Genomic DNA, 19,817 nt, shown 5'->3' on the forward strand with positions numbered 1-19,817 from the left:
GCCTTGTAGCCCTTATGGGGTTTGCGGAGGTAGCTATGTATTTAATAGCGTTTTCACGGGGGTTTTGGGGATGCGGAAGCAAGCAGGGCCCACGCCCGGATCACGGCGTAGCTGCGCCATGGTTGCCAGGCGTGTGACGCGGCCAGGGCTTCTTTGGCGGGATGCCGGACGTCCTGAACGCCCAGCGCCTTGTGCAGCGCCACGTCACCGGCGGGAAAAGCGTCCGGCCAACGCAGCGCGCGCATGGCGATGTACTGCGCCGTCCAGTCGCCGATGCCGGGCAGGGCCTTGAGCGCGGTGATGGTGGCGTCCACGTCCGCGCCGGGGTGCAGTGACAGGTGCTGTTGCGCCACCGCGTTGGCCAGCGCCTGGATGGCCGCCTGGCGTTGTTTGACGATGCCCAACGCTCCCAGGGCGTCGCCATGGCTTGCTGCCAGCGTCGCGGCGGACGGAAAGAGCCGGTTCAGTCCGGCCACCGGCGTCTCCAGCGGTTCACCGAACCGTTCCACCAGGCGGGTCGCCAGCGTGCGCGCGGCGGCCACGGTAATTTGCTGGCCCAGCACGGCCCGCACGGCGAGTTCAAAGCCGTCCAGCGCACCGGGCACCCGCAGGCCGTCGCCCTGCGGAAAGTGGGCGTGCAACTGGTGGTTGATGGCGTGTGGGTCGGCATCCAGGTCCAGCAGGGCGCGCACCCGGGCCATCACCCAGGGAAGCGCTTCGCACAGCGATGGGCTGACCTGCAGGTCGACCCGGCAGCGCGCCTCGTCAAAGCTTGCCAGCAACCAGCCGCTGACTTGCTGGTCGCCCAGCGGTGCGGTGATGGTTTTGGCCAGCGTCAGGGTGTTGGTCGAGAGCGAAATGTGCTCGATGCCTGCAATCTGCCGCGTGGCAAAGAACTGCAGCATGGCCCTCACGTCATAGGGCGGGCGGTAAGCCAGCCGGACCAGAATGCCCTCTGGCGCTTTGCCAGTGGGGCGTGCACCGCCTGCACGGCGCAACTGCGTCGGGTTGAGCGCGTAGTGCTGGCTGAAGGCCGCGTTGAAGCGCCGGACACTGGCAAAGCCGCTCAGGCGCGCCACCTGCGTGATGGCCAGGGGCGTGTCGGTCAGCAGTTGCTTGGCGCTGAGCAGGCGCCTGGTTTGCAGGTATTGCAGGGGCGAGACGCCAAACTGGGCCTCGAAAATACGGCGCAGGTGGCGGTCGCTGACACCCAGCCGCCCGGCCAGTTTTTGCACGGTGGGCGCGGTGTGGCCCCAGGCCTCGGGCGTGTCGAGCAGGCGGGCGGCCTGACCCGCCAGGATGCTGGAGGCGTCCTGCATGGACCAGGCCCGTGCCTCGGACAGGTGCGCGGCGTGCGGCGTGCGCGGTGCCAGCTCCGGGCGGCAGCGCAGGCAGGGCCGAAACCCGGCTTGTTCGGCCTGCGCCGCATGGGTGAAGAAGCGGCAGTTTTCCCGCTTGGGGGTGCGCACCCGGCACACCGGGCGGCAATAAATGCCGGTGGAGGTGACGCCGGTGAAAAAGAAGCCGTCAAAACGCGCGTCTTTCGCCTTCAGGGCGAGGTAGCGGGCGTCATCGGGCGGCAGTGTGTCAGCGGGGGTCATGCGATCGATGATACGCGTGCAAAAGGCGCCGGACCAGCCCTGAACCAGCCGTTTCCGGACATGTCCCTGGGCCGCCTGGCCCCCTACAATCCGGGGCACCCCCCGGTGCCAACGCCCATCCGACAGGAACCCTCTTCGTGCAGTTACCCGCTTCCATTTTCAAAGCCTACGACATTCGCGGCACCGTGCCGTCGACGCTTGACGAAGCCACGGCTGAGGCCTTGGGGCGGGCGTTTGGCACGGTGGCGCGGCGCGACGGTGAGACGACGGTGGCGGTGGGGCGCGACGGGCGCCTGAGCGGTGCTTCTCTCGCCGCCGCCCTGGTGCGCGGTCTGGTGACGGCCGGGGTGGCGGTGATTGACCTCGGCACCGTGACCACGCCCATGCTGTACTTTGCGGCCCACACGCTGTGCACCAGCGGCATTCAGGTCACCGGCAGCCACAACCCCCGGGACGACAACGGCTTCAAGATGGTGCTGCGCGGGCAAGCCCTTTATGGCGACGACATTCAGGCCTTGCGCCGCATGATGGACAGCGAGGCCTGGGTGGCCCAGCCTGGCGGCACGGTGCGCACGGCTGATGTGCTGGCGGCCTACCGCGACCGCATCTTGGGTGACATCCAGCTGGCCCGCCCCATGACCGTGGTGGTCGATTCGGGCAACGGCATTGCCGGGGCGTCGGCGCCGGGCATTTTGCGGGCGCTGGGCTGCGAGGTGATTGAGTTGTTCAGCGAGGTGGATGGCCATTTCCCCAACCACCACCCCGACCCGAGCAAACCCGAGAACCTGCGCGACCTCATGGCCGCGCTGCAAGCCAGTGACGCCGAATTGGGCCTGGCCTTTGACGGCGACGGTGACCGGCTGGGGGTCGTCACCCGGGACGGCACCATCATCTACACCGACCGCCAGATCATGCTGTTGGCGCAGGATGTGCTGCGCCGCGTGCCCGGTGGCACTATCGTGTTTGACGCGAAATGCTCGCAGCAGTTGGCTCCCGTCATTGAAGCCGCGGGCGGCCAGCCCCTGATGTACAAGACCGGCCACTCGCTGATCAAGGCCAAGATGAAGGACGTCAACGCCCCGCTGGGCGGCGAGATGAGCGGCCATATCTTCTTCAAGGAGCGCTGGTTTGGTTTCGACGACGGCACCTACGCGGCGGGCCGCCTGCTGGAAATCCTGAGCCGTTCGCCCGATGCCAGCGCGGTGCTCAACGCGCTGCCCACCAGCTTTTCCACCCCGGAGTTGAACGTGAAATGTGCCGAGGGCGAGGCCCACGCGCTGGTGGACCAGCTCATCAGCCGCGCGCACTTTGAAGCCCCGGCCAGGCTCAACACCATCGATGGCCTGCGCGTGGATTGGCCCGATGGCTTCGGGCTGATTCGGGCCTCTAACACCACGCCCGTACTGGTGCTGCGCTTTGAAGGCCGCACGCCCGAGGCGCTGCGCCGCATTGAGCACGCGCTGCTGGCGTTGCTGCGCAGCGTCAAGCCCGACGCGGCACTGGACGAGGCCACCCCTTGAACATCCTGATCGTCAAACTGTCGTCACTGGGCGATGTGGTGCACGCCATGCCCGCGGTGCAGGACATCCGCCGCGCCTTCCCCGAGGCCCGGATTGACTGGGTGGTGGAGCGCGGTTTTGCCCCTTTGGTGCGACGCTGTGAGGGCGTGGGGCGCGTGATCGAGTGCGAGATACGGCGCTGGCGCAAGTCACCGTTGTCACGCGCCACGCGCCAGGCCTTTGGCGCGTTCAAAACCGAGTTGCAGCGCGAGTCCTATGACGCGGTGATCGATCTGCAGGGCCTGAGCAAGTCGGCGTTCATCGCGTGGCTGGCGCAGCTCACCCCGCAGGGTCAGCGCTACGCCATGGCCAATCAGACGGACGGTTCGGGCTATGAGGCGCCCACGCGCTGGGTGGCTGACGTGGCGATTGCACTGCCACCCCACATCCATGCCGTGATGCGCTCGCGTGAACTGTGCGCCCGTGCCCTGGGTTATGGGGTGCCAAATTTTGAGTCTTTTGGGCTTCTAGCCCAGGTGGGACGTGCGCAGGCAGCTATTAAAAATGTAGCATTTGAGGCTTCTTTCCCCAAGGGCCTGGTGGCCTTGGTGCACGGCACCTCGCGGGCCGACAAGCAGTGGCCGCTGGCCCATTGGCATGCGCTGGGCCAGCACCTCAATGACGCCGGTTACGCGGTCGCCTTGCCGCATGGCAGCGACGCCGAAGAGCGCCATGCGCGGGAGATTGCCGCCCCGTTGGCCGGGGCCATCGTGTGGCCCCGGCTGGGGCTGGACGCCTTGACCGATGCGCTGGCCGCCTGTGCCGGTGTGGTGGGCGTGGACAGCGGCTTGAGCCATATCGCCGTGGCGCTGGACCTGCCCCATGTGCAGATTTATAACTTCGACACCGCGTGGCGCACCGGGCCGCAGGCCGCTCATGCACCCGCGGGCGTTGAAGCGGCTCCGGGTGTTCGCCAGTGCAGCGTGTTTGCTGACCCCACGCCCTCGGTGGAGGCCGTCTGGCAAGCCTGGCTCGCGGTGTCCAGCACGCCGAAAACCGCATGACCCGCCTGCTGTATTCGCTGGTCATGTGGCTGCTGCAGCCCTGGGTGCGGCGCAAACTGACGCGTCGTGGCCGGGCCGAGCCGCTGTACCTGCACGCCATTGAAGAGCGTTTTGGCCGTTATGCGGGGGCGCCCTTCAAGGCCAGCGACGGTCTGGTGTGGGTCCACGCCGTGTCCCTGGGTGAAACACGCACCGCCGCCTTGTTGATTGCCGGACTGCGTCAGCGCTTGCCCGGCATGCGTTTGCTGCTCACGCACGGAACTGCCACCGGGCTAGCCGAAGGCGTCAAGCTGTTGCAACCGGGCGATGTGCAGAGCTGGCAGCCGTGGGACACACGGGGTGCGGCCAGCCGTTTTCTGGCGCACTTCAAGCCCCGCATTGGCATCCTGATGGAAACCGAAGTCTGGCCCAACCTGGTGGCCGCCTGCGCCCAGCGCCACGTGCCGCTGGTGCTGGCCAACGCCCGCATGAGCGACAAGTCGCGGCGCCAGGCCCAGCGTCTGGCGTGGCTGTCGCGCCCGGCCTTCGGTGCGCTGGCGGCCGTGTGGGCCCAGACGCAGGCCGACGCCCAGGCGCTCACGCAGTTGGGCGCCACGGTGCAGGGCGTGTTCGGCAACCTCAAGTTTGATGCCACGCCCAACACCACGCAGCTCGCCACTGGCCAAGCCTGGCGCCAACGTGTGGGCCGCCCGGTTGTGCTGTTTGCCAGTTCGCGCGAGGGGGAAGAAACGGCATTATTGAAGAGTTTGGCATCATTTAGCCTTCTAGCCCCCGTCCGCCGTGCGGATGCAGCTATTGATTCGATAGCGAATGAGGTGCAATGGCTGATCGTGCCGCGCCATCCCCAGCGTTTTGATGAGGTCGCGGCGCTGATGGAGGCACAGGGGTTTGCCGTGTCCCGCCGCAGCACCTGGGGCGACGCGCCGCCCGCTGTCCATGCCGCCGGTCAGCGCACGGTCTGGCTCGGTGACTCGCTGGGGGAAATGGCGCTGTACTACGGGCTGGCGGACGCGGCCTTGCTGGGCGGCAGTTTCGAGCCTCTGGGGGGGCAAAACCTGATTGAGGCCGCGGCGTGTGCTTGCCCGGTGGTCATGGGCCCGCACACCTTCAATTTTCTGGAAGCCGCGGCGCTGGCCGAGGCTGCTGGGGCGGCATTGCGGGTCGGATCGATGGATCAGGCCGTGCAAATGGCGCAAAGCCTGGTGACCGACCCGGCCGCGTGCGCTGCGATGTCGGCCACGGCGTTGCGCTTTTCCGGCGCCCACCGCGGTGCGGTGGAGAAAACCGTGGCGGCGGTGCTGGCGGCTATTGGCGGTGCTGGTTTTACTTGACCAGCAGGGCATTGACGCCCTGTAAGTCCCCGGCCTTGAGGGTGCCGTTGGCCTGGCGCAGCTTCAAGCCGCCGACCAGCACGTCGTAGCGGGCCTTGGCCAGATCGCGCTTGGTCTGGAACAACTGACTTTGCGAGTTCAGCACATCGATGTTGATGCGCACACCCACCTGGTAACCCAGCTTGTTGGCGTCCAGCGCGCTCTGGCTGGAGGCCTCGGCGGCTTCCAGCGCCTTGACCTGGCCTTGACCCGACACGACACCAAAGTAGGCCGTGCGGGTGCCCTGGGCGACGGCGCGTTTGGCCCCTTCGAGGTCATTGCGGGCCTTGTCTTCCAGCGCCAGGGTTTCGCGGATGCGGTTCTGCACGGAGAAGCCGGCGAACAGGGGCAGATTGAACGCCAGGCCGACCGTGGCCCCATTGGTGCGGTAGTCATTGGCCAAACTAGAGGAGCCGTTGTTTTGGGTGATGTTGTAACCCGCCGTCACATCCAGCGTGGGTTTGTGGCCGGCCTTGGCTTTTTCGGTTTCCAGCTGGGCCACGTCAAGTGCGACCTGGCTTTGACGGATGACGGGGTGGCCGGACTCGCTTTGGGCGACCCAGGCATTGGCGTCATCCGGCACCAGTGCGGGCAGCGCCAGGGGCAGGGCCAGCGCTTGGGGCTGGGTATTGGTTTTGCCGACCAGTTGGTCCAGCGCAATCTGTTTGACACGCAGGTCGTTCTCAATCGCTATTTCCTGGGCGGTGCCCAGGTCAAACCGGGCTTGCGCCTCACGGGTGTCGGTGATGGTGGAGGTGCCGACTTCAAAGTTGCGTTTGGCCGAGGCCAGTTGCTCGCCCACCGCGGCTTTCTGGGCTTTCACAAACGTCAGGCTGTCTTTGGCGGCGAGCACATCAAAGTAGGCCTGGCTCACACGAACAATCAGGTCCTGGTCGGCCACCGCCAGCTGGGCCTCGGCCAGATCCACCTGTTTTTTGCCTTGTTCGTAGCTAGCCCTGTTCGCTGGCCGGTACAGCGGCTGCGAGGCGCTGAGTGTGGCGGTGTGGGTGTTGTAGTTGGATTTGGGCGGCGGCGCCAGGGTGTTGTCCACGTTGGTCACTGAAGACCCCAGTGACAACCCGACCGTGGGCAGAATCGCAGCCTTGGCCTGATCGGCCCGGGCCAGCGTGGCGTCGTATTGCGATTTGGCCGACTGGTACGAGGCATCAAAACCGCGCGCCAATTCATACAGGTCCACCAGGCTTTGGGCGCGTACCGGCAGGGCCAGCGCTGCGCTGAAAGCCACAAACAGGGGAAGAAGACGGAACGTTTTCATGGTGGACCTTTGGGTGGAGAACAAGAGCAAGTGGGGCGGCCCATCGACGGGGAGGGCCCGCTCAGCTCAATACCTGGGAATGCTGGGGTCAAGTTCTGCCGACCAGGCATGGATGCCGCCGGCAATGTTGGCCACATGGGCAAAGCCCCGTGCTTTCAGGAATGTTGCGACCTGCATGCTGCGTCCGCCGTGGTGGCACAGGCAGGCCACCGGTTGCTCGGGGTCCAGCTCGCTCAAGCGCGGTGGAATCACCCCCATGGGAATGGTCAGCAACTCAAACCCATCGGCTTTCACGCTGGCGACCTGCAACTCGGACGGCTCGCGCACGTCCAGCACCACGGGCACGCCATGGCCGCGCACGGACTCAAGCCAAGCGGACAATTGGGAGGGGCGAACTTGGACAATCATGGTTTAAAACTTGAAAGAGGATGGCTCGGGGAAGTTCTGCAGGCGGGGCGCCAGCGTGTCCCACGGTTGGGTCGTCGTGAAGTCAGTCTCGCTGTTGCGCACAACGAGGGTGGCACGCATCACGGGCTCGTCGCCCACAATGGCGATCAGCCGTCCGCCGACCTTCAGGTTGGCCAGCAGGGTCGGGGGCACTTCGGCCACCGAACCGCTCATCACGATCACGTCAAACGGGCCTTCGGCGGGCGCACCCTTGGAGCCGTCAAACTGGCGCACCTCGGCGTTGTGAATGCCGGCTTTTTGCAGGTTGGTGCGGGCCAGGGCGGCGAGTTCAGGGTCGATTTCCAGTGAAATCACGCGCTGTGCACGGTGCGCCAGCAAGGCGGCCATGTAGCCCGAGCCCGTGCCGATTTCCAGCACTTTTTCATGTTTTTGAACGGCTGCGTCCTGCAGCATGCGGGCTTCCACGCGGGGGGCGAGCATGCACTGGCCGTGGCCCAGGGGGATTTCCATGTCAACAAAGGCCAGTGCCTTGTGGGCCAGCGGCACAAAATCTTCACGCTTGACCACAGACAACAGGTGCAATACCTCGCCGTCGAGCACGTCCCAGGGACGAATCTGCTGTTCGATCATGTTGAAGCGGGCTTGTTCGATATTCATTTTTGTACTCCAGGGGGTATATTAACCGATGCTTGTAAATTTTACCCGGCGGCACGGGGGCGGCCTTGCCAGCGGCGGGTCATCCATTGCGCCAGATCGTCCATGTAGCAGTACACCACGGGGACCACCACCAGGGTCAGTAAAGAGGAGGTAATGACACCCCCGATGACGGCCTGGCCCATGGGCGCGCGCATTTCTGACCCTTCAGACAGGGCAAACGCCAGTGGCACCATGCCAAAAATCATGGCCAGCGTGGTCATCAAAATCGGGCGCAGGCGCACTTTGGCGGCCATCAGCAGGGCCTCGCTGCGTTCCATGCCGTTCTCCCGCGCGCGGATGGCAAAGTCCACCAGCAAAATGGCATTTTTGGTGACCAGGCCCATGAGCATGACCACGCCAATCACCGAGAACATCGACAGCGTGGAGTTGAACATCATCAGCGCCAGCACGACGCCGATGAGCGTCAGGGGCAGGGCGGTCATCAAGGCCAGCGGCTGCAGAAAGCTTTTGAACTGGCTGGCCAGGATCATGTAAATGAACACCACGGCCAGCACCAGCGCCGAGATGGCGTAGCCAAAGGCCTCGGCCATGTCTTTGGTGGAGCCGCTGAATTTGTAGCTGTAACCCGGGGGCAGGGCGATGCTGTCCATCGCGGTTTTGATGTCGGCCGACACCTCGCCTGCGGACCGGCCCGAGACGTTGCCGCTGATGGACACCTCGCGTGTCAAATCGCGCCGGTTGATCTGGTTGGAGCCGCTGGACTCCCTGACGGTCGCCACCTGGTTGAGCCGCACGATGCGCGGGCTGCCATCGGTGTTGCTGCCCACGGTAAAGGGCAGCAGGTTCAAATCAGCCGGGCTGTTGCGGGCCTGGGGTGCCAGGCGCACATTGACGTCGTAGGTCTGGTCGTCCGGCGCGCGCCAGTTGCCGACCGTTTGCCCGGCCACCAGCGTGCGCAAGGCGGCACCAATCTGCGCCACACTCAAGCCGAGGTCAGAGGCGACGTCGCGCTTGATGTCCACGTCGAGGGTGGGTTTGTTGGGCTTCAGGCTGGAGTCCAGATCAACCAGGCCGGGAATGTTGCGAATTTTTTCAGTCGCCAGCTGGGTCAAACGTCCCAGTTCGGCCATGTCGGCCCCCTGGATGGAAAACAGAATCTGCTTGTTGCCACCCACCGCGTCGAGCAGGCCCACGTGCGTCACGGTGATGCCGGGCACCGTTTTGAGCCGTTCGCGCAGTACGACCGACATGGCGTCCACACTGAGCGTGCGTTCCTTGCGGTCGACCAGCCGGATGTAGATGCTGGCGTACATCTTGCCCTGGGCGTTACCGGTGTTGAGGGTGGACAGGGTGTAGCGCACCTCGGGAAACTCCCGCAGGATCGCCTCGACCTGGCGCGTGCGGGCCTCGGTCACCTCCAGCGACGAGCCTACGGGTGTGTTGAAGGTCAGTGACGTTTCCGAAAAATCGGACGTGGGTACAAACTCGGTGCCCAACAATGGGACCATGAAGATGCTGCCCACAAAGATCGCCAGCGCCAGGCCCACCGTGGCAAGTGGGTGCTGGAGCGCCCAGCGCAGGATGTGCTGGTAGGCGTCGACCAGGGACTCGGTCGCACGATCAAACCAGCCGGTGACCCGGCCAATGGTTTTGTCATACCGCGTCTCGGGCACCCAGGGTTTGCCGTCAGGGCCAGGCACGCGGCGCTTGTGGTCTTCGATGCTGGGGTCATGCCAGATGCTTGATAGCATGGGGTCCAGCGTGAAGCTCACAAACATCGAAATCAGCACGGCGGCCACGATGGTGATGCCGAACTCGTGAAAGAACTTGCCGATGATGCCGCCCATGAACCCGATGGGCATGAACACCGCCACGATGGACAGGGTGGTGGCCAGCACCGCCATGCCAATTTCCTGCGTGCCGTCCAGCGACGCCTGGTACACGTTTTTGCCCAGCTGCACGTGGCGCACGATGTTTTCACGCACCACGATGGCGTCGTCAATCAGCAAGCCCACACACAAGCTCAGGGCCATCAGCGTGATCATGTTGATGGTGAAGCCAAACAGGTTCATGAACAGGAAGGTGCCGATGATGGCAATCGGCAGCGTGAGCCCGGTAATCACCGTGGAACGCCACGAGTTCAGGAACAAAAACACAATCAGCACGGTCAGCAGGGCACCTTCAATCAGCGTGCGGCGCACGTTGGAGACCGACACGCGAATCTGCCGTGAGCCATCGGTGATCTGCTCCAGGCGAACGCCCGCAGGCAACTGTTTTTGCACCTCGGCCAGGGTCTTGATCAGGCCGTCCACCACCGCGATGGTATTTTCGTCCTGCGCCTTCTGGACATTGAGCAACAAGGTGCGCTGGCCGTTGTAGAGGGCCAGGCTTTCGACTTCCGGTGCCCCATCGGACACGCGGGCCACCTGCTCCACGCGCACGGGCGCGCCATTTTTGCGGGCTACAATGATCTTGCCAAAATCTTCCGGGCGCTGCATGCGGGCCGCAATCTGGATCACGCGCTCCTGCTCCTGCGAGCGGATGGCCCCGACCGGCAGGTCCTGGTTTTCATTGCGCACCGCCGTCACCACCTGGTCGGGTGTGATACCAAAAGACTCCAGAGCCTGCGGGTTGAGGTACACATTGATTTCGCGCTTGGTGCCCCCCACCAGCGTGACCGAGCCCACACCGCGCACATTCTCCAGACGCTTCTTGAGGCTTTGTTCGGCCCAGTTGGTCAGTTCCACCGGGGTCATGGGCGTGGCCCCCTTGACCATGGTGTCTGGTAGCACGGCAACCGACCAGATGGCCCGGGCGGACGGGTCAAACCGCAGGACGCGCGGCTCCTTCACCTCGGTACGCAGCGTCGGGCGAATGGTGGCCACTTTTTCCCGCACATCGTCGGCGGCCTTGCGCCCGTCAATGTGCAAGCCAAACTCGATGATCACGACCGACTGGCCTTCGTAGCTGCGCGAGGTCAGCGCGTTGATGCCGGCGATCGAGTTCACGCCTTCTTCAATTTTTTTGGAGACTTCGCTTTCCACAATCTCGGGCGAGGCACCGGGGTATTCGGTCGTCACCACGACGACAGGGAAATCGATGTTGGGAAACTGGTCCACCTGCAGGCGCTGCAGGGAATACAGGCCCAGTACCACCAGGGCCAGCATGACCATGGTGGCAAAGACCGGGTTTTTAAGACTGACGCGTGTGAACCACATGATTACGGGGCCACCAGTGCAGTTTTCACCAGTGTGCCGGTGCGTAGCGCGCCCATGGTTGCGCCCAAAATCGTCATGTTCTCGGTGGCGCCGGAAATGCCCACCCAGGTTTGATTATTGAATTCACCACGTTCGCCCAAAGTCACTGTTTGGTGCGTGACCTGCCCGTTGCGGATCACCTGAACGTAAGGCTGGGGTTTGTCGGTGCGCACGGCGCTCAAGGGCACGGCCAGAACCGATACGCTTCCCGTTTGCAAGGCGCCTTGTGCAAACAAACCCTGGCGCAGGTTGGCATCGGCGTCGATGGCCAGGTAGGCCAGCACCGCGCGGCTTCCCGCAACCGCGCTGGGGTTCACGCGAACCACTCTGGCAGTCAAGGGGTGGGCGGCACCTTCAACCGTGATTTGCGCGGTTTGCCCCACCCTGACCTGCAGGGAGTCGGCGGCGCTCAGGCTGGCTTCAAGCTCCAGGCGGCTCAGGTCCACGATGTCGATGATGCGCGCGTCAATGGCCACGCGTTCACCGGGTTGGGCCAGCCGTTGGGCCACCTGCCCGGCAATGGGCGCGCGCAAGACGGTGTCCTGCAAAGACTTGGCGGTCACGTCAGCGCCGGCTTGTGCCGCCCGGTAGTTGGACTCGGCGGCGGCCAGCGTTGCCACGGATGTGTCCAGCGCGGTCCGGGAGATAAAGCCCTGGTCAACCAGCGAGCGGTTGTTGTCCAGACTGCGTCTGGCAATGTCGACCTGCGCTTTGGCCGACTCGGCTAGTTGCTGCGCCTGACGAACTCGGGCCTGGGACTCGGTGGCGTCCACCCGGGCAATGACCTGACCCGCTTTCACGAAGTCACCTTCACGCACGGTCAGGCCTTGCAACTCACCGGCAACACGGGCTTTGACGGTGGCTGAATTGACTGCTTTGAGCGGGCCGGAAATGGCCAGGGTTTGTGACAAAGTCACAGTTTTGGCCTGCACAAGGTCAGTGGGTGCCAGGTCGACCATGGCCTGCCCTTTCTGGGCGGCCTGCTGGGCTTGTAACGCTTCTTTTTGGGCTTGTCGCACCGACAGTGTTTTGAATGTACCCGCCGCGAATGCGGCGAGTACCAGGCCGACAAGCAGCCATTTCAGCCAAGGTTTCATGATGGAGTTTTTTGTTGTTGTGATGGGGACGGTGAAGAGGCTGGCGTGATGCTCAGCCCGTTCAAAATGGTTTCAACCTGCAAGGCAATATAGTCTTCAGGCACCAGCCGGTCCGTGGCTTTGCAGCACGACCCGAGGGAGTGAGTCCACATGGCCAGAAACAGCATGGGGGCCAGCACGAGATAGACCCCGTACTTCATGTCGATTTCCCGAAACTCGCCGCGGTCTACACCGCGCTGCAAGATGCGCCGAATCAAATCACTGCCCGGCTGGATGACTTCCTGCTGGTAAAAGGCGGCCAGTTCGGGGAAGTTGCGCGCCTCGCTCATCATCAGCTTGACGATGCCCGACGCTTTGGTCGAACCCAGCCGTTCCCACCAGGTCTTCATGGCGAAGCGAAGCATGTTGGCTGTACTGCCCTCAAAACTCTCGAACTCGTCGTTCCACTCGGTAAAGCGCCCTGAGATGTTTTCGCGCACCACCGCTTTGAATAACTCCTCTTTGCTGGCGAAGTAAAGAAAGAGCGTGCCCTTGGACACGCCAGCCCGTTTGGCCACCTCTTCGGCGCGGGTGGCCGCAAAGCCTTTTTCAACAAAGAGGTTCAGGGCGGCGTCGAGCAGTTCGCCCGGCCGGGCGTCCTTGCGGCGTTCATGCCGCGATGGCGCGGAGCTTGGGGTCTTGCAGATAAGTTTGGACAGGGGCATAAATTAATGACTGACTGGTTATTAATGTAGCCTTGCCATTCGGCACTGTCAATGCGGGCAAAGACCCGGAGGCATGTGGTGTTTCGTGCGCGCCGCGTAAGATGCCTGCAACGATTGAATCAACAGCTTGAACGGAGAGTTTCCATGACCGATTCCCTGCAAACCATTACCCTGGGCGGTGGCTGCTTCTGGTGCCTTGATGCCGTGTATGTGAACGTGCGCGGTGTGACCGATGTGGAAAGCGGCTACTGCAATGGCCACGTGCCCAAGGTCACGTACGAGCAGGTCTGCACCGGCACCACGGGCCACAACGAGGTCGTGAAGCTCACGTTTGATCCGGCCGAGATCAGTCTGCACGAAATTTTTGAAATTTTCTTTGTGATTCATGACCCCACCAGCCTGAACCGCCAGGGTGCTGATGCGGGCACCCAGTACCGCAGCGGCATCTATTGCTCAAGCCCCGAGCAGCAAACCGCTGCCCATGATTTCATTCAAGAGGTCACGGCGCTGGGGACGTTCGAGCGACCCATCGTGACGGAGGTGATGCCGCTGGAGAACTACGTGGTGGCGGAGTTATGCCACCAAGATTACTTTGCCAACAACCCCAACCAGGGTTACTGCGTGGCCGTGGCTGGGCCCAAGGTGGCCAAGTTTCGCAAGACTTTTGCGCGGCTGGCGCGCAGTTGAGCGAAGTTGAAGCGCTAGGGGCAGAATCCCAAAATACGTTCCTGCTGTGAACATGTCCGGGCAGGGCGCGTTGTTTTGACCGGTGTGCCCGATTTGGGGGCGGCTGCGATGCAGGCCCGCAACTCGCGGGTCGTTGGCCCATAGTAGAACCAGCCCCGCCCCAAGTCCGGCAGGGCAAGGCTCACTTCCCGCCACTTGGGGTGCCCTTTTTCCTGCAGCGTTGAAAAGTTCTGGCACAAGGAGCGCGCCATCTGCCGCAGGTGCGTCTCGGTGTCTTTTAACTGGAAATCATAGGTGACCAAAAAGGCCTTCACGGCCAGACTGGTCAGATCGGTCGTGAGCAGGTTCGGGTAGTTGCTGGCTTTGACATTGGCCTGGAAATACGTTTTCAGTACGTCTTTGCTGCTGACGTGGCTGGGGTCAAATTTGAGCAGCTTGATCAGTTGGCGCGACTCGGGTTTCATGTCGGCCAGCAGTTTGGCGGGTTGACCGGCCACGACGGCCACCACATCCAGCGTTTTGTCGGTGACCAGTCTGGCCAATGCCTCTTCATTGGAGAGGTAGCTGGCATTGGCGTCCACCATGGGCTCGCCAAACATCATTCGGTACAGCGTGGCCGAGGTCAGCGCCGTGCCGCTTCCCAGCTCACCGGCGTTGATCTTCGCGTTCTTGATCTCGTGAATGAAATTGCGTTCTGAGTCAGCCCGCACCACAAAGTAGATTTCCTCGTTGTACAGCGGCATGATCACCCGCAAGGGCCGAATCAGGACGCCCGCCCCGGCATTGCCTGCATTCGCCATGTCAATGAATGACTGGTAAACGTCGGACTGCACCAGGGCCAGTTTCACACCGGTTTCGTGGCGCAGACGCCGCACGTTTTCTGCCGAGCCCGCTGACGACACCGCATCGAGCCGGATGTCTGCCGACGGCGCCACCAGTTCGGCAAGATCGCGTCCAATCTTGATGTAGGTGCCCCGTTCGGAGGCCGTCACAATTTTGTAGTCGACGGCAGCGAACGCTCCCGTGGTGACGCACAGCAACGCGGCCAACAGCCGCTTGGAAAAAAAAGATTTCGTCATGTTACGGTTTCTCCTGTTTGGAGCCCTGGTTGCAAAAGCCCAGTGCGGCTACTGCGTCCGGGCACTCTTTCAATAAGGGTGGTGTGGGGCGGGTCGTGGTGTCCGCCATCGTGGTTGGCCGCACTTGTTGCGGCGCAGGGCCCGCGCCTGTGGGGGCCACGGCGATGGTTTTGTCAGGGTCCGGCTTGACGGTGGTGCGAGGCTGGGCTGTGATCGTGTGTGACGAGACGGCTTCCAAAGGTTGTGCAATAACTGGCGCCGCGACCACGGTTGAAACTGCCGTGGGAGGAGCCTCTTGGGCGGGGGCTGCGACGACTGGCTTTTTTGTGACCGGCGCTTCCTGGGACCTGTAGAAATAAGTGGCCAGGGCGCTCACGGCCACCAACACAGTGATTGCTTTCAGGCGCCACGCGGGACGGGCCTTGGCCCGGATGTTTTGCACATCGCTTTGCGGCGTGACCAGTTGATAAAACTGGGGTGATTCGTTGGTTATCTCGGCGTGGTCTGGCGAGGCCGTATTGGCGAAACCTGTGGTGCTTTCTTCAAGCGCGGTGGATGGCATGCGTCGTTCAGCCTCGCGCCCGGCCGCTCCGGGCAAGGTGAAGCTGGACTCACATTTATGACAACTTTTTGCCGTTCGTTTGTTGATCGCGCCACACCGGTCACAGGGTTGCAGGTGCATCTGCGAGCCGCAGTCGTTGCAGAAGCTGGCCCCCCCCGGGTTGAGGTGGTTGCAAAAAAGGCACTGTAGAGGGGGTGTCGATGACATCTCGATGAGGTGACCTTGTTGAAACGGGCGAAATTACAGGCAGACCATCGAAGTCCAATTACCTGATCCCTCAGAACTTTGTGCCGCCTCACTGAAGAATGCGCGTAATTTTTCAGATTTCAAAAGCACGTTGCGTGCCGATGCAAAATTGTTGATATTTATCAATGGGTTTGCCCGCAATGACGACGCATGCGGCGGTGTCAGTGTCAAAAATCCCGACACGCTGCCTGGCGAACACCAGGCACCTGGCCGCAGACGTGCCGGTTCAGTCCCCGAGGTCGATGACGCAGGCCAGCGGCACCTGCCCGGGGGGCTCGTAGGCTGCCACGACCCAGGAGCGGCTGGTGTGGCTGGCAGCGTTGTCCAGGCAGTTCAGCACGAAGTTGATGGATGCCTTGTCGAGCGCCGCAAAGGGTTCATCCAAAAGGGTAACGGTGGCATCAGCCGCCAGGGCGGCGGCGAGCCATACCTTGCGCCTTGACCCGGTGGACAACATGTACATGGGTTTGTCGATGTGCGGCGTCAGCGACAGGCCGTCCATCAGCTTCTCCAGCGCCTGTTCGTCAAAGCGGGGATAGGCGGCGGGCAGGGTCTTGAAGTAGGCCGCCGCAGACATCTGGTCAAAGGCCGTGGTGCGCGGATCGACCCAAAAGACATGTGACCGGTAGGCGTCGGCCTGGTCACGCAGCAGAAGGTGCTTGATCTGCAGGCTGCCCCGCTGGGCCGGCAGGACGCCTGCCAACAACTGCAGCAGCGTGGTTTTGCCACTGCCATCACCACCGCACACCAGGCTCACACCGGGTGGAATCTGGGCGGAAAGGCCGCTGAACAGGGTGCGCTGCGGGTAGGCGAAATACAGGTCGTCCATTTGCAAAACGGCAGGGGGATTGAACAGGCTCATGGGGTAAACAACTTGAGAGCAGGGCCACAAGATGGCTCCAGCGGTTGGGCAGGGAAATGCAAACAGCAGTTTAGTGCCAGCGTGACTCACGCCCTGGGGCTGATGCAGATGGTCGCCGTGTTCAAACCTGGCCATGAACCGGCAGGTCTTTTTCACGTCAGTTTTCATTAAATTTTAAGTAAAAACAGGCTGTAGCCCTCGTATAACCTGCGTATATAGCTATTAAATTTGTAGCAATACGCGTGACCCCATAGTGATGCGTGGCAAGGTCGGTTTCCATTGCCCCTGGAGCGGTTGCGCAAGCTTGAACTCCGCCATGGGTTCTGCACCCAGCCAAAGCACGCCTTTGACCGGCACCGTCCAGCTCTCACCGGTGCGCAGCCAGATATCGTCTGCCTGGCCCTGCAGGGTCAGCCACAGATGGCCTTGGGTGACCCGAATCACGCAGCCAGCCTTCAGTCGAAACATGGCAACACGCGACGTGCTGAGTTCATAAGTTTCTATCTGGTACATGGTGTCTCCTTGCTTGCGTTGTCAGAGTCAACAATGTAAGCTCCTGACCATGACAGTACCGGTACAGTTGACCAGATAGTTTCTGAAACTGGCTCGGTGAAAAGACCAATACAATTTTCCGGCCATGCCCTCAAAAACCCAAACAGCACCCCACCACGCGTCACGTATTTCTCCTGTGCTGCTCGACCGCAGCGCCACGCTGGGCGGTCAGTTGACGCTGGTGGACCAGTTGGTTCAATGGGCGGAGCACCGCATTGCGGAGCAGGTGTTCCGGCCCGGCATGCGCATGCCTTCGGTGCGGCAGCTGGCCACAGACCGGGGCGTGTCCCGTTTCACGGTGGTGGAAGCCTATGAGCGGCTGGTGGTGCGCGGGCATTTGCAGGCACGCCGTGGCGCCGGTTTTTTTGTGCGGGAACCCAGCACCAGTGTCGTGAAGCGGCCCAAGGCCTTGCCCGCACGGTCCCAGACCATCGACATGGGCTGGCTGATGCGCAACATGCAAAGTGGCATCGAGGCGGACATGTCGCCCGGCCTGGGTTATTTGCCCCCTGCGTTGTGTGGTGGCGACCTGATCAGGGCCGGGCTGCGCTCCGTTGCTTCGGCGTCAGGCCTGCAGCTGTCCCATGCCGCCCTGGCCCAAGGATATGCGCCATTGCGCGAGCAAATCACACGCAAGCTGGCCGAGATCGAAATCTCGGCGACCCCCGCCCAGGTACTTACCACGTCTGGTGCCACGCAGGCCATTGACCTCATCGTGCGCAAGTTTTTGCGCCCGGGTGACAGCGTCCTCGTCGGCAACCCGGCCTGGTCGGCGCAGCTGGGCACGCTCGCGATGATGGGCGTCAACCTGGTGGGCGTTCCTTACACGCCGCAGGGCCCTGATGTGCAGGCCCTGGCCGAATTGGCCGCCACGTGCAAACCCAAAATGCTGATCATCAATTCGGTGTTGCACAACCCGACCAGCACGGTGCTGAGCAGTGCCACGGCGTACCAGATTTTGCGCATCGCCGAGGCCCATGACATGATCGTTGTGGAAGACGATATTTATGCCGATTTTCTGCCCAGCGGTGTGCAAGCCGTTCGCCTGGCCAGCCTGGACCAGCTGAAGCGGGTGATTTACCTGGGCAGTTTTTCCAAGATGCTGGTGCCCAATATTCGTGTCGGTTTTTTGACCGCCAGCGTCGAGATGACCGAATCACTGGGCAATCAAAAGCTGCTGACCTCACTGGCCACGCCCGAGATCAACGAGCGCATCGTGCACCGGGCCCTCACGGAGGGCAGCTACCGCAAACACTGCGTGCGGGTACAAACCGCGCTGGATGAACTTCGAGAGCCTGCCTTCAAGCGCATGGAATCCCTGGGCATGAAAGCGTTTTGCCGGCCGCAGGGCGGTTTTCTGGGCTGGTTTGACACCGGTGTGGACACCATCACCCTGGCCGCCATGGCGCTGGAGGCGGGCTACCTGCTGGCGCCCGGCGCCTTGTTCTCACCCCGGCAAACGCCCAGCACCTGGCTGCGCATGAACATTGCCACCAGCGGGAACCCCGCCATGCTCAAGTGGCTGTCGGCGGCGCTGGAGGAGTTGCGCCGGCGAGCTGTCCCGGTTTGACGCGTGAACGGCACCCACCAGGCGCTGCATCACCAGGGGCTGTTTTATGCCGCGTGGCGATGCTAATATTCACTGAAATTGGTTTCATGAAAATCAAAAATAGATGCCATTGACGATGCCCAGCAACAAACTTTCGCCCTCAAAGCTGCTTGCGCAGACGCCTGCACGTGCCACCATCGCCGACGTGGCACGGGAGGCAGGGGTCTCCAAAGCCACGGTCTCAAGGTTTCTGAACCACCGCGACAAGCTGCTGACCAAAGATATTGCCACTCGCGTGGAGGTTGCCATCGCGGCGCTGTCCTACAGCCCCAGTCCGATGGCGCAGGCGCTCAAACGCGGACGCTCGCGCTTGATTGGACTGGTGGTGGCCGATGTGACCAACCCCTTTTCAGTGGCGGTGTTGCGCGGGGCCGAAAAAGCCTGTCAGGAATCCGGCTACCTGCTCATGCTCTTTAACCTGGGCAATGACAGCCAGCGTGAAAGCGAAGCCATTGAGGCGCTCACGGCCTATCAAGTCGATGGTTTTATCCTGAACACACTGGGTCGTGATGCCCAAGCTGCCGCTGAAGCCGCCCGCTACGGCAAGCCCGTGGTGCTGGTAGATCGTCGCCATCACGGTATGCAGGCCGATTTTGTCTCTCTGGACAATGCCGGCGCGATACGCATGGGCGCCAGCCATCTGATTGAGGCGGGCTACCGTGAGTTGCTTTTTATTTCCGAGCCGGTCAAAAACGTCAGTTCGCGCGAGGAACGCGAGACTGCTTTTCGCTCGTTCATCAGCGAGGCCGCGCCTGACGTCGCCGGTCTGCAAGGCAAGACTTTTGAAAGCACGTCGGAAGACCCGCAAGCGCTGGACGATGCCCTGCGCAGCCTGCGTCAACGTGCTGGCCAGCGCCCGTCCAGTGTGCTCTCCAGCAACGCCGTGGTGACCTTGCGAGTCGTTGCTGCCATGGCGCGCCTGGGCTGGCAATTCGGCACCGATGTCGGTCTGGTTGGTTTTGATGAAACCGAGTGGTCGCCCTATATCGGCCCGGGCCTGAGCACCATTGCGCAGCCAACCGAGGAGTTGGGGCGTATAGCGGCCGGTTGTCTGATTGAACGGTTGAAGGGCATGGAGCTACCGCCACGCCAGATTTTTCTGTCCGGTCGCCTGGTGCCCCGTGGTTCGTCGGTTCACGCTGTCATTTAGCGGGTACTAGGGTTTTCCATAATTACCGAGCGGATAACGGTACTTTTATAATTTACTGAAACCGGTTTCAGTCTTGTTGGCTCAGGCTAAACACTGAAATCAGTTGATCAGAAATTGTTGTGCCCAACCTGGCGATT

General features: G+C 62.4%; 17 protein-coding genes and 1 pseudogene. 6 read left to right on the forward strand and 12 right to left on the reverse strand.

The annotated features are described in order from the left end of the window. Positions 1–53: 53 nt before the first annotated feature. Entirely contained in the window at positions 54–1,601 is a 1,548-nt protein-coding gene (locus AC097N_RS00655) for a DNA-3-methyladenine glycosylase 2 family protein (protein WP_479578801.1), read from the reverse strand. A gap of 137 nt (positions 1,602–1,738) precedes the next feature. Here AC097N_RS00655 and AC097N_RS00660 point away from each other — a divergent pair, with 137 nt between their 5' ends. From AC097N_RS00660 to AC097N_RS00670, 3 genes are read left to right on the forward strand one after another with little or no spacing between them, the layout of a single operon-like run. Then, entirely contained in the window at positions 1,739–3,121 is a 1,383-nt protein-coding gene (locus tag AC097N_RS00660; protein ID WP_479578802.1) for a phosphomannomutase/phosphoglucomutase, read from the forward strand. Further along, positions 3,118–4,164, forward strand: coding sequence for a lipopolysaccharide heptosyltransferase I (gene waaC, locus AC097N_RS00665; protein ID WP_479578803.1), 1,047 nt, complete (start codon positions 3,118–3,120; stop codon positions 4,162–4,164). Before AC097N_RS00660 ends, waaC begins: the two co-directional genes overlap by 4 nt. Beyond that, positions 4,161–5,495 (forward strand): 3-deoxy-D-manno-octulosonic acid transferase, encoded by a 1,335-nt coding sequence (locus tag AC097N_RS00670; protein ID WP_479578804.1) that lies wholly within the window; start codon positions 4,161–4,163, stop codon positions 5,493–5,495. Before waaC ends, AC097N_RS00670 begins: the two co-directional genes overlap by 4 nt. On the opposite strand, the gene AC097N_RS00675 is transcribed toward AC097N_RS00670, so the two are convergent. From AC097N_RS00675 to AC097N_RS00700, 6 genes are all read right to left on the reverse strand, one after another. Continuing rightward, on the reverse strand, positions 5,488–6,810 hold the full coding sequence (locus AC097N_RS00675) for a TolC family outer membrane protein (RefSeq protein ID WP_479578805.1): 1,323 nt from the start codon (positions 6,808–6,810) through the stop codon (positions 5,488–5,490). The genes AC097N_RS00670 and AC097N_RS00675 overlap by 8 nt on opposite strands. 66 nt (positions 6,811–6,876) lie before the next feature. Further along, positions 6,877–7,218, reverse strand: coding sequence for a rhodanese-like domain-containing protein (locus tag AC097N_RS00680; protein ID WP_479578806.1), 342 nt, complete (start codon positions 7,216–7,218; stop codon positions 6,877–6,879). Between the two features lie 3 nt (positions 7,219–7,221). Next, positions 7,222–7,875, reverse strand: coding sequence for a protein-L-isoaspartate O-methyltransferase family protein (locus AC097N_RS00685; RefSeq protein ID WP_479578807.1), 654 nt, complete (start codon positions 7,873–7,875; stop codon positions 7,222–7,224). A 41-nt stretch (positions 7,876–7,916) separates the two neighbouring features. Continuing rightward, a complete protein-coding gene (locus AC097N_RS00690; protein ID WP_479578808.1) occupies positions 7,917–11,093 on the reverse strand; it encodes an efflux RND transporter permease subunit in 3,177 nt (1,058 codons plus the stop codon). Positions 11,094–11,095: 2 nt separating this feature from the next. Then, positions 11,096–12,229, reverse strand: coding sequence for an efflux RND transporter periplasmic adaptor subunit (locus tag AC097N_RS00695; RefSeq protein WP_479578809.1), 1,134 nt, complete (start codon positions 12,227–12,229; stop codon positions 11,096–11,098). After that, a complete protein-coding gene (locus AC097N_RS00700) occupies positions 12,226–12,933 on the reverse strand; it encodes a TetR/AcrR family transcriptional regulator (RefSeq protein ID WP_479578810.1) in 708 nt (235 codons plus the stop codon). Before AC097N_RS00700 ends, AC097N_RS00695 begins: the two co-directional genes overlap by 4 nt. A 144-nt stretch (positions 12,934–13,077) precedes the next feature. On the opposite strand from AC097N_RS00700, the gene msrA reads away from it, so the two are divergent. After that, complete coding sequence (gene msrA / locus AC097N_RS00705; RefSeq protein ID WP_479578811.1) at positions 13,078–13,620, forward strand: peptide-methionine (S)-S-oxide reductase MsrA; 543 nt, start codon at positions 13,078–13,080, stop codon at positions 13,618–13,620. Between the two features lie 14 nt (positions 13,621–13,634). Here the strand turns inward: msrA and AC097N_RS00710 are convergent, their stop codons facing one another. The 5 genes and pseudogenes from AC097N_RS00710 to AC097N_RS00730 all read right to left on the reverse strand — a co-directional run bounded on the left by AC097N_RS00710 (position 13,635) and on the right by AC097N_RS00730 (position 16,882). Then, positions 13,635–14,699 carry a TAXI family TRAP transporter solute-binding subunit gene (locus AC097N_RS00710; RefSeq protein WP_479578812.1) on the reverse strand — a complete coding sequence of 355 codons (1,065 nt, stop codon included), beginning with the start codon at positions 14,697–14,699 and terminating at the stop codon, positions 13,635–13,637. A gap of 1 nt (position 14,700) precedes the next feature. Then, positions 14,701–15,261, reverse strand: coding sequence for a hypothetical protein (locus AC097N_RS00715; protein WP_479579205.1), 561 nt, complete (start codon positions 15,259–15,261; stop codon positions 14,701–14,703). A gap of 60 nt (positions 15,262–15,321) precedes the next feature. Then, positions 15,322–15,468 (reverse strand): annotated as a pseudogene (locus tag AC097N_RS00720) (double zinc ribbon domain-containing protein); the annotation flags it as partial. Between the two features lie 265 nt (positions 15,469–15,733). Then, a complete protein-coding gene (locus AC097N_RS00725; RefSeq protein ID WP_479578813.1) occupies positions 15,734–16,369 on the reverse strand; it encodes an ABC transporter ATP-binding protein in 636 nt (211 codons plus the stop codon). Between the two features lie 222 nt (positions 16,370–16,591). After that, positions 16,592–16,882 (reverse strand): DUF2917 domain-containing protein, encoded by a 291-nt coding sequence (locus AC097N_RS00730; protein ID WP_479578814.1) that lies wholly within the window; start codon positions 16,880–16,882, stop codon positions 16,592–16,594. 124 nt (positions 16,883–17,006) lie between these two features. On the opposite strand from AC097N_RS00730, the gene AC097N_RS00735 reads away from it, so the two are divergent. Together AC097N_RS00735 and AC097N_RS00740 are read left to right on the forward strand one after the other, a co-directional pair. Further along, complete coding sequence (locus AC097N_RS00735) at positions 17,007–18,491, forward strand: aminotransferase-like domain-containing protein (RefSeq protein ID WP_479578815.1); 1,485 nt, start codon at positions 17,007–17,009, stop codon at positions 18,489–18,491. 115 nt (positions 18,492–18,606) lie between these two features. Then, positions 18,607–19,680 (forward strand): LacI family DNA-binding transcriptional regulator, encoded by a 1,074-nt coding sequence (locus AC097N_RS00740; RefSeq protein ID WP_479578816.1) that lies wholly within the window; start codon positions 18,607–18,609, stop codon positions 19,678–19,680. Positions 19,681–19,817 lie beyond the last annotated feature (137 nt).

The sequence above is a fragment of the Rhodoferax sp. LS1R11 genome (assembly GCF_056521395.1).

What these genes read in the sequence shown, in the direction of transcription:
- AC097N_RS00655 (WP_479578801.1), bottom strand. Translation starts at nt 1,601, where the DNA reads ATGACCCCCGCTGACACACTGCCGCCCGATGACGCCCGCTACCTCGCC.
- AC097N_RS00670 (WP_479578804.1), top strand. Translation starts at nt 4,161, where the DNA reads ATGACCCGCCTGCTGTATTCGCTGGTCATGTGGCTGCTGCAGCCCTGG.
- AC097N_RS00675 (WP_479578805.1), bottom strand. Translation starts at nt 6,810, where the DNA reads ATGAAAACGTTCCGTCTTCTTCCCCTGTTTGTGGCTTTCAGCGCAGCG.
- AC097N_RS00680 (WP_479578806.1), bottom strand. Translation starts at nt 7,218, where the DNA reads ATGATTGTCCAAGTTCGCCCCTCCCAATTGTCCGCTTGGCTTGAGTCC.
- AC097N_RS00685 (WP_479578807.1), bottom strand. Translation starts at nt 7,875, where the DNA reads ATGAATATCGAACAAGCCCGCTTCAACATGATCGAACAGCAGATTCGT.
- AC097N_RS00690 (WP_479578808.1), bottom strand. Translation starts at nt 11,093, where the DNA reads ATGTGGTTCACACGCGTCAGTCTTAAAAACCCGGTCTTTGCCACCATG.
- AC097N_RS00695 (WP_479578809.1), bottom strand. Translation starts at nt 12,229, where the DNA reads ATGAAACCTTGGCTGAAATGGCTGCTTGTCGGCCTGGTACTCGCCGCA.
- AC097N_RS00700 (WP_479578810.1), bottom strand. Translation starts at nt 12,933, where the DNA reads ATGCCCCTGTCCAAACTTATCTGCAAGACCCCAAGCTCCGCGCCATCG.
- msrA (WP_479578811.1), top strand. Translation starts at nt 13,078, where the DNA reads ATGACCGATTCCCTGCAAACCATTACCCTGGGCGGTGGCTGCTTCTGG.
- AC097N_RS00710 (WP_479578812.1), bottom strand. Translation starts at nt 14,699, where the DNA reads ATGACGAAATCTTTTTTTTCCAAGCGGCTGTTGGCCGCGTTGCTGTGC.
- AC097N_RS00715 (WP_479579205.1), bottom strand. Translation starts at nt 15,261, where the DNA reads ATGCCATCCACCGCGCTTGAAGAAAGCACCACAGGTTTCGCCAATACG.
- AC097N_RS00725 (WP_479578813.1), bottom strand. Translation starts at nt 16,369, where the DNA reads ATGAGCCTGTTCAATCCCCCTGCCGTTTTGCAAATGGACGACCTGTAT.
- AC097N_RS00730 (WP_479578814.1), bottom strand. Translation starts at nt 16,882, where the DNA reads ATGTACCAGATAGAAACTTATGAACTCAGCACGTCGCGTGTTGCCATG.
- AC097N_RS00735 (WP_479578815.1), top strand. Translation starts at nt 17,007, where the DNA reads ATGCCCTCAAAAACCCAAACAGCACCCCACCACGCGTCACGTATTTCT.
- AC097N_RS00740 (WP_479578816.1), top strand. Translation starts at nt 18,607, where the DNA reads ATGCCCAGCAACAAACTTTCGCCCTCAAAGCTGCTTGCGCAGACGCCT.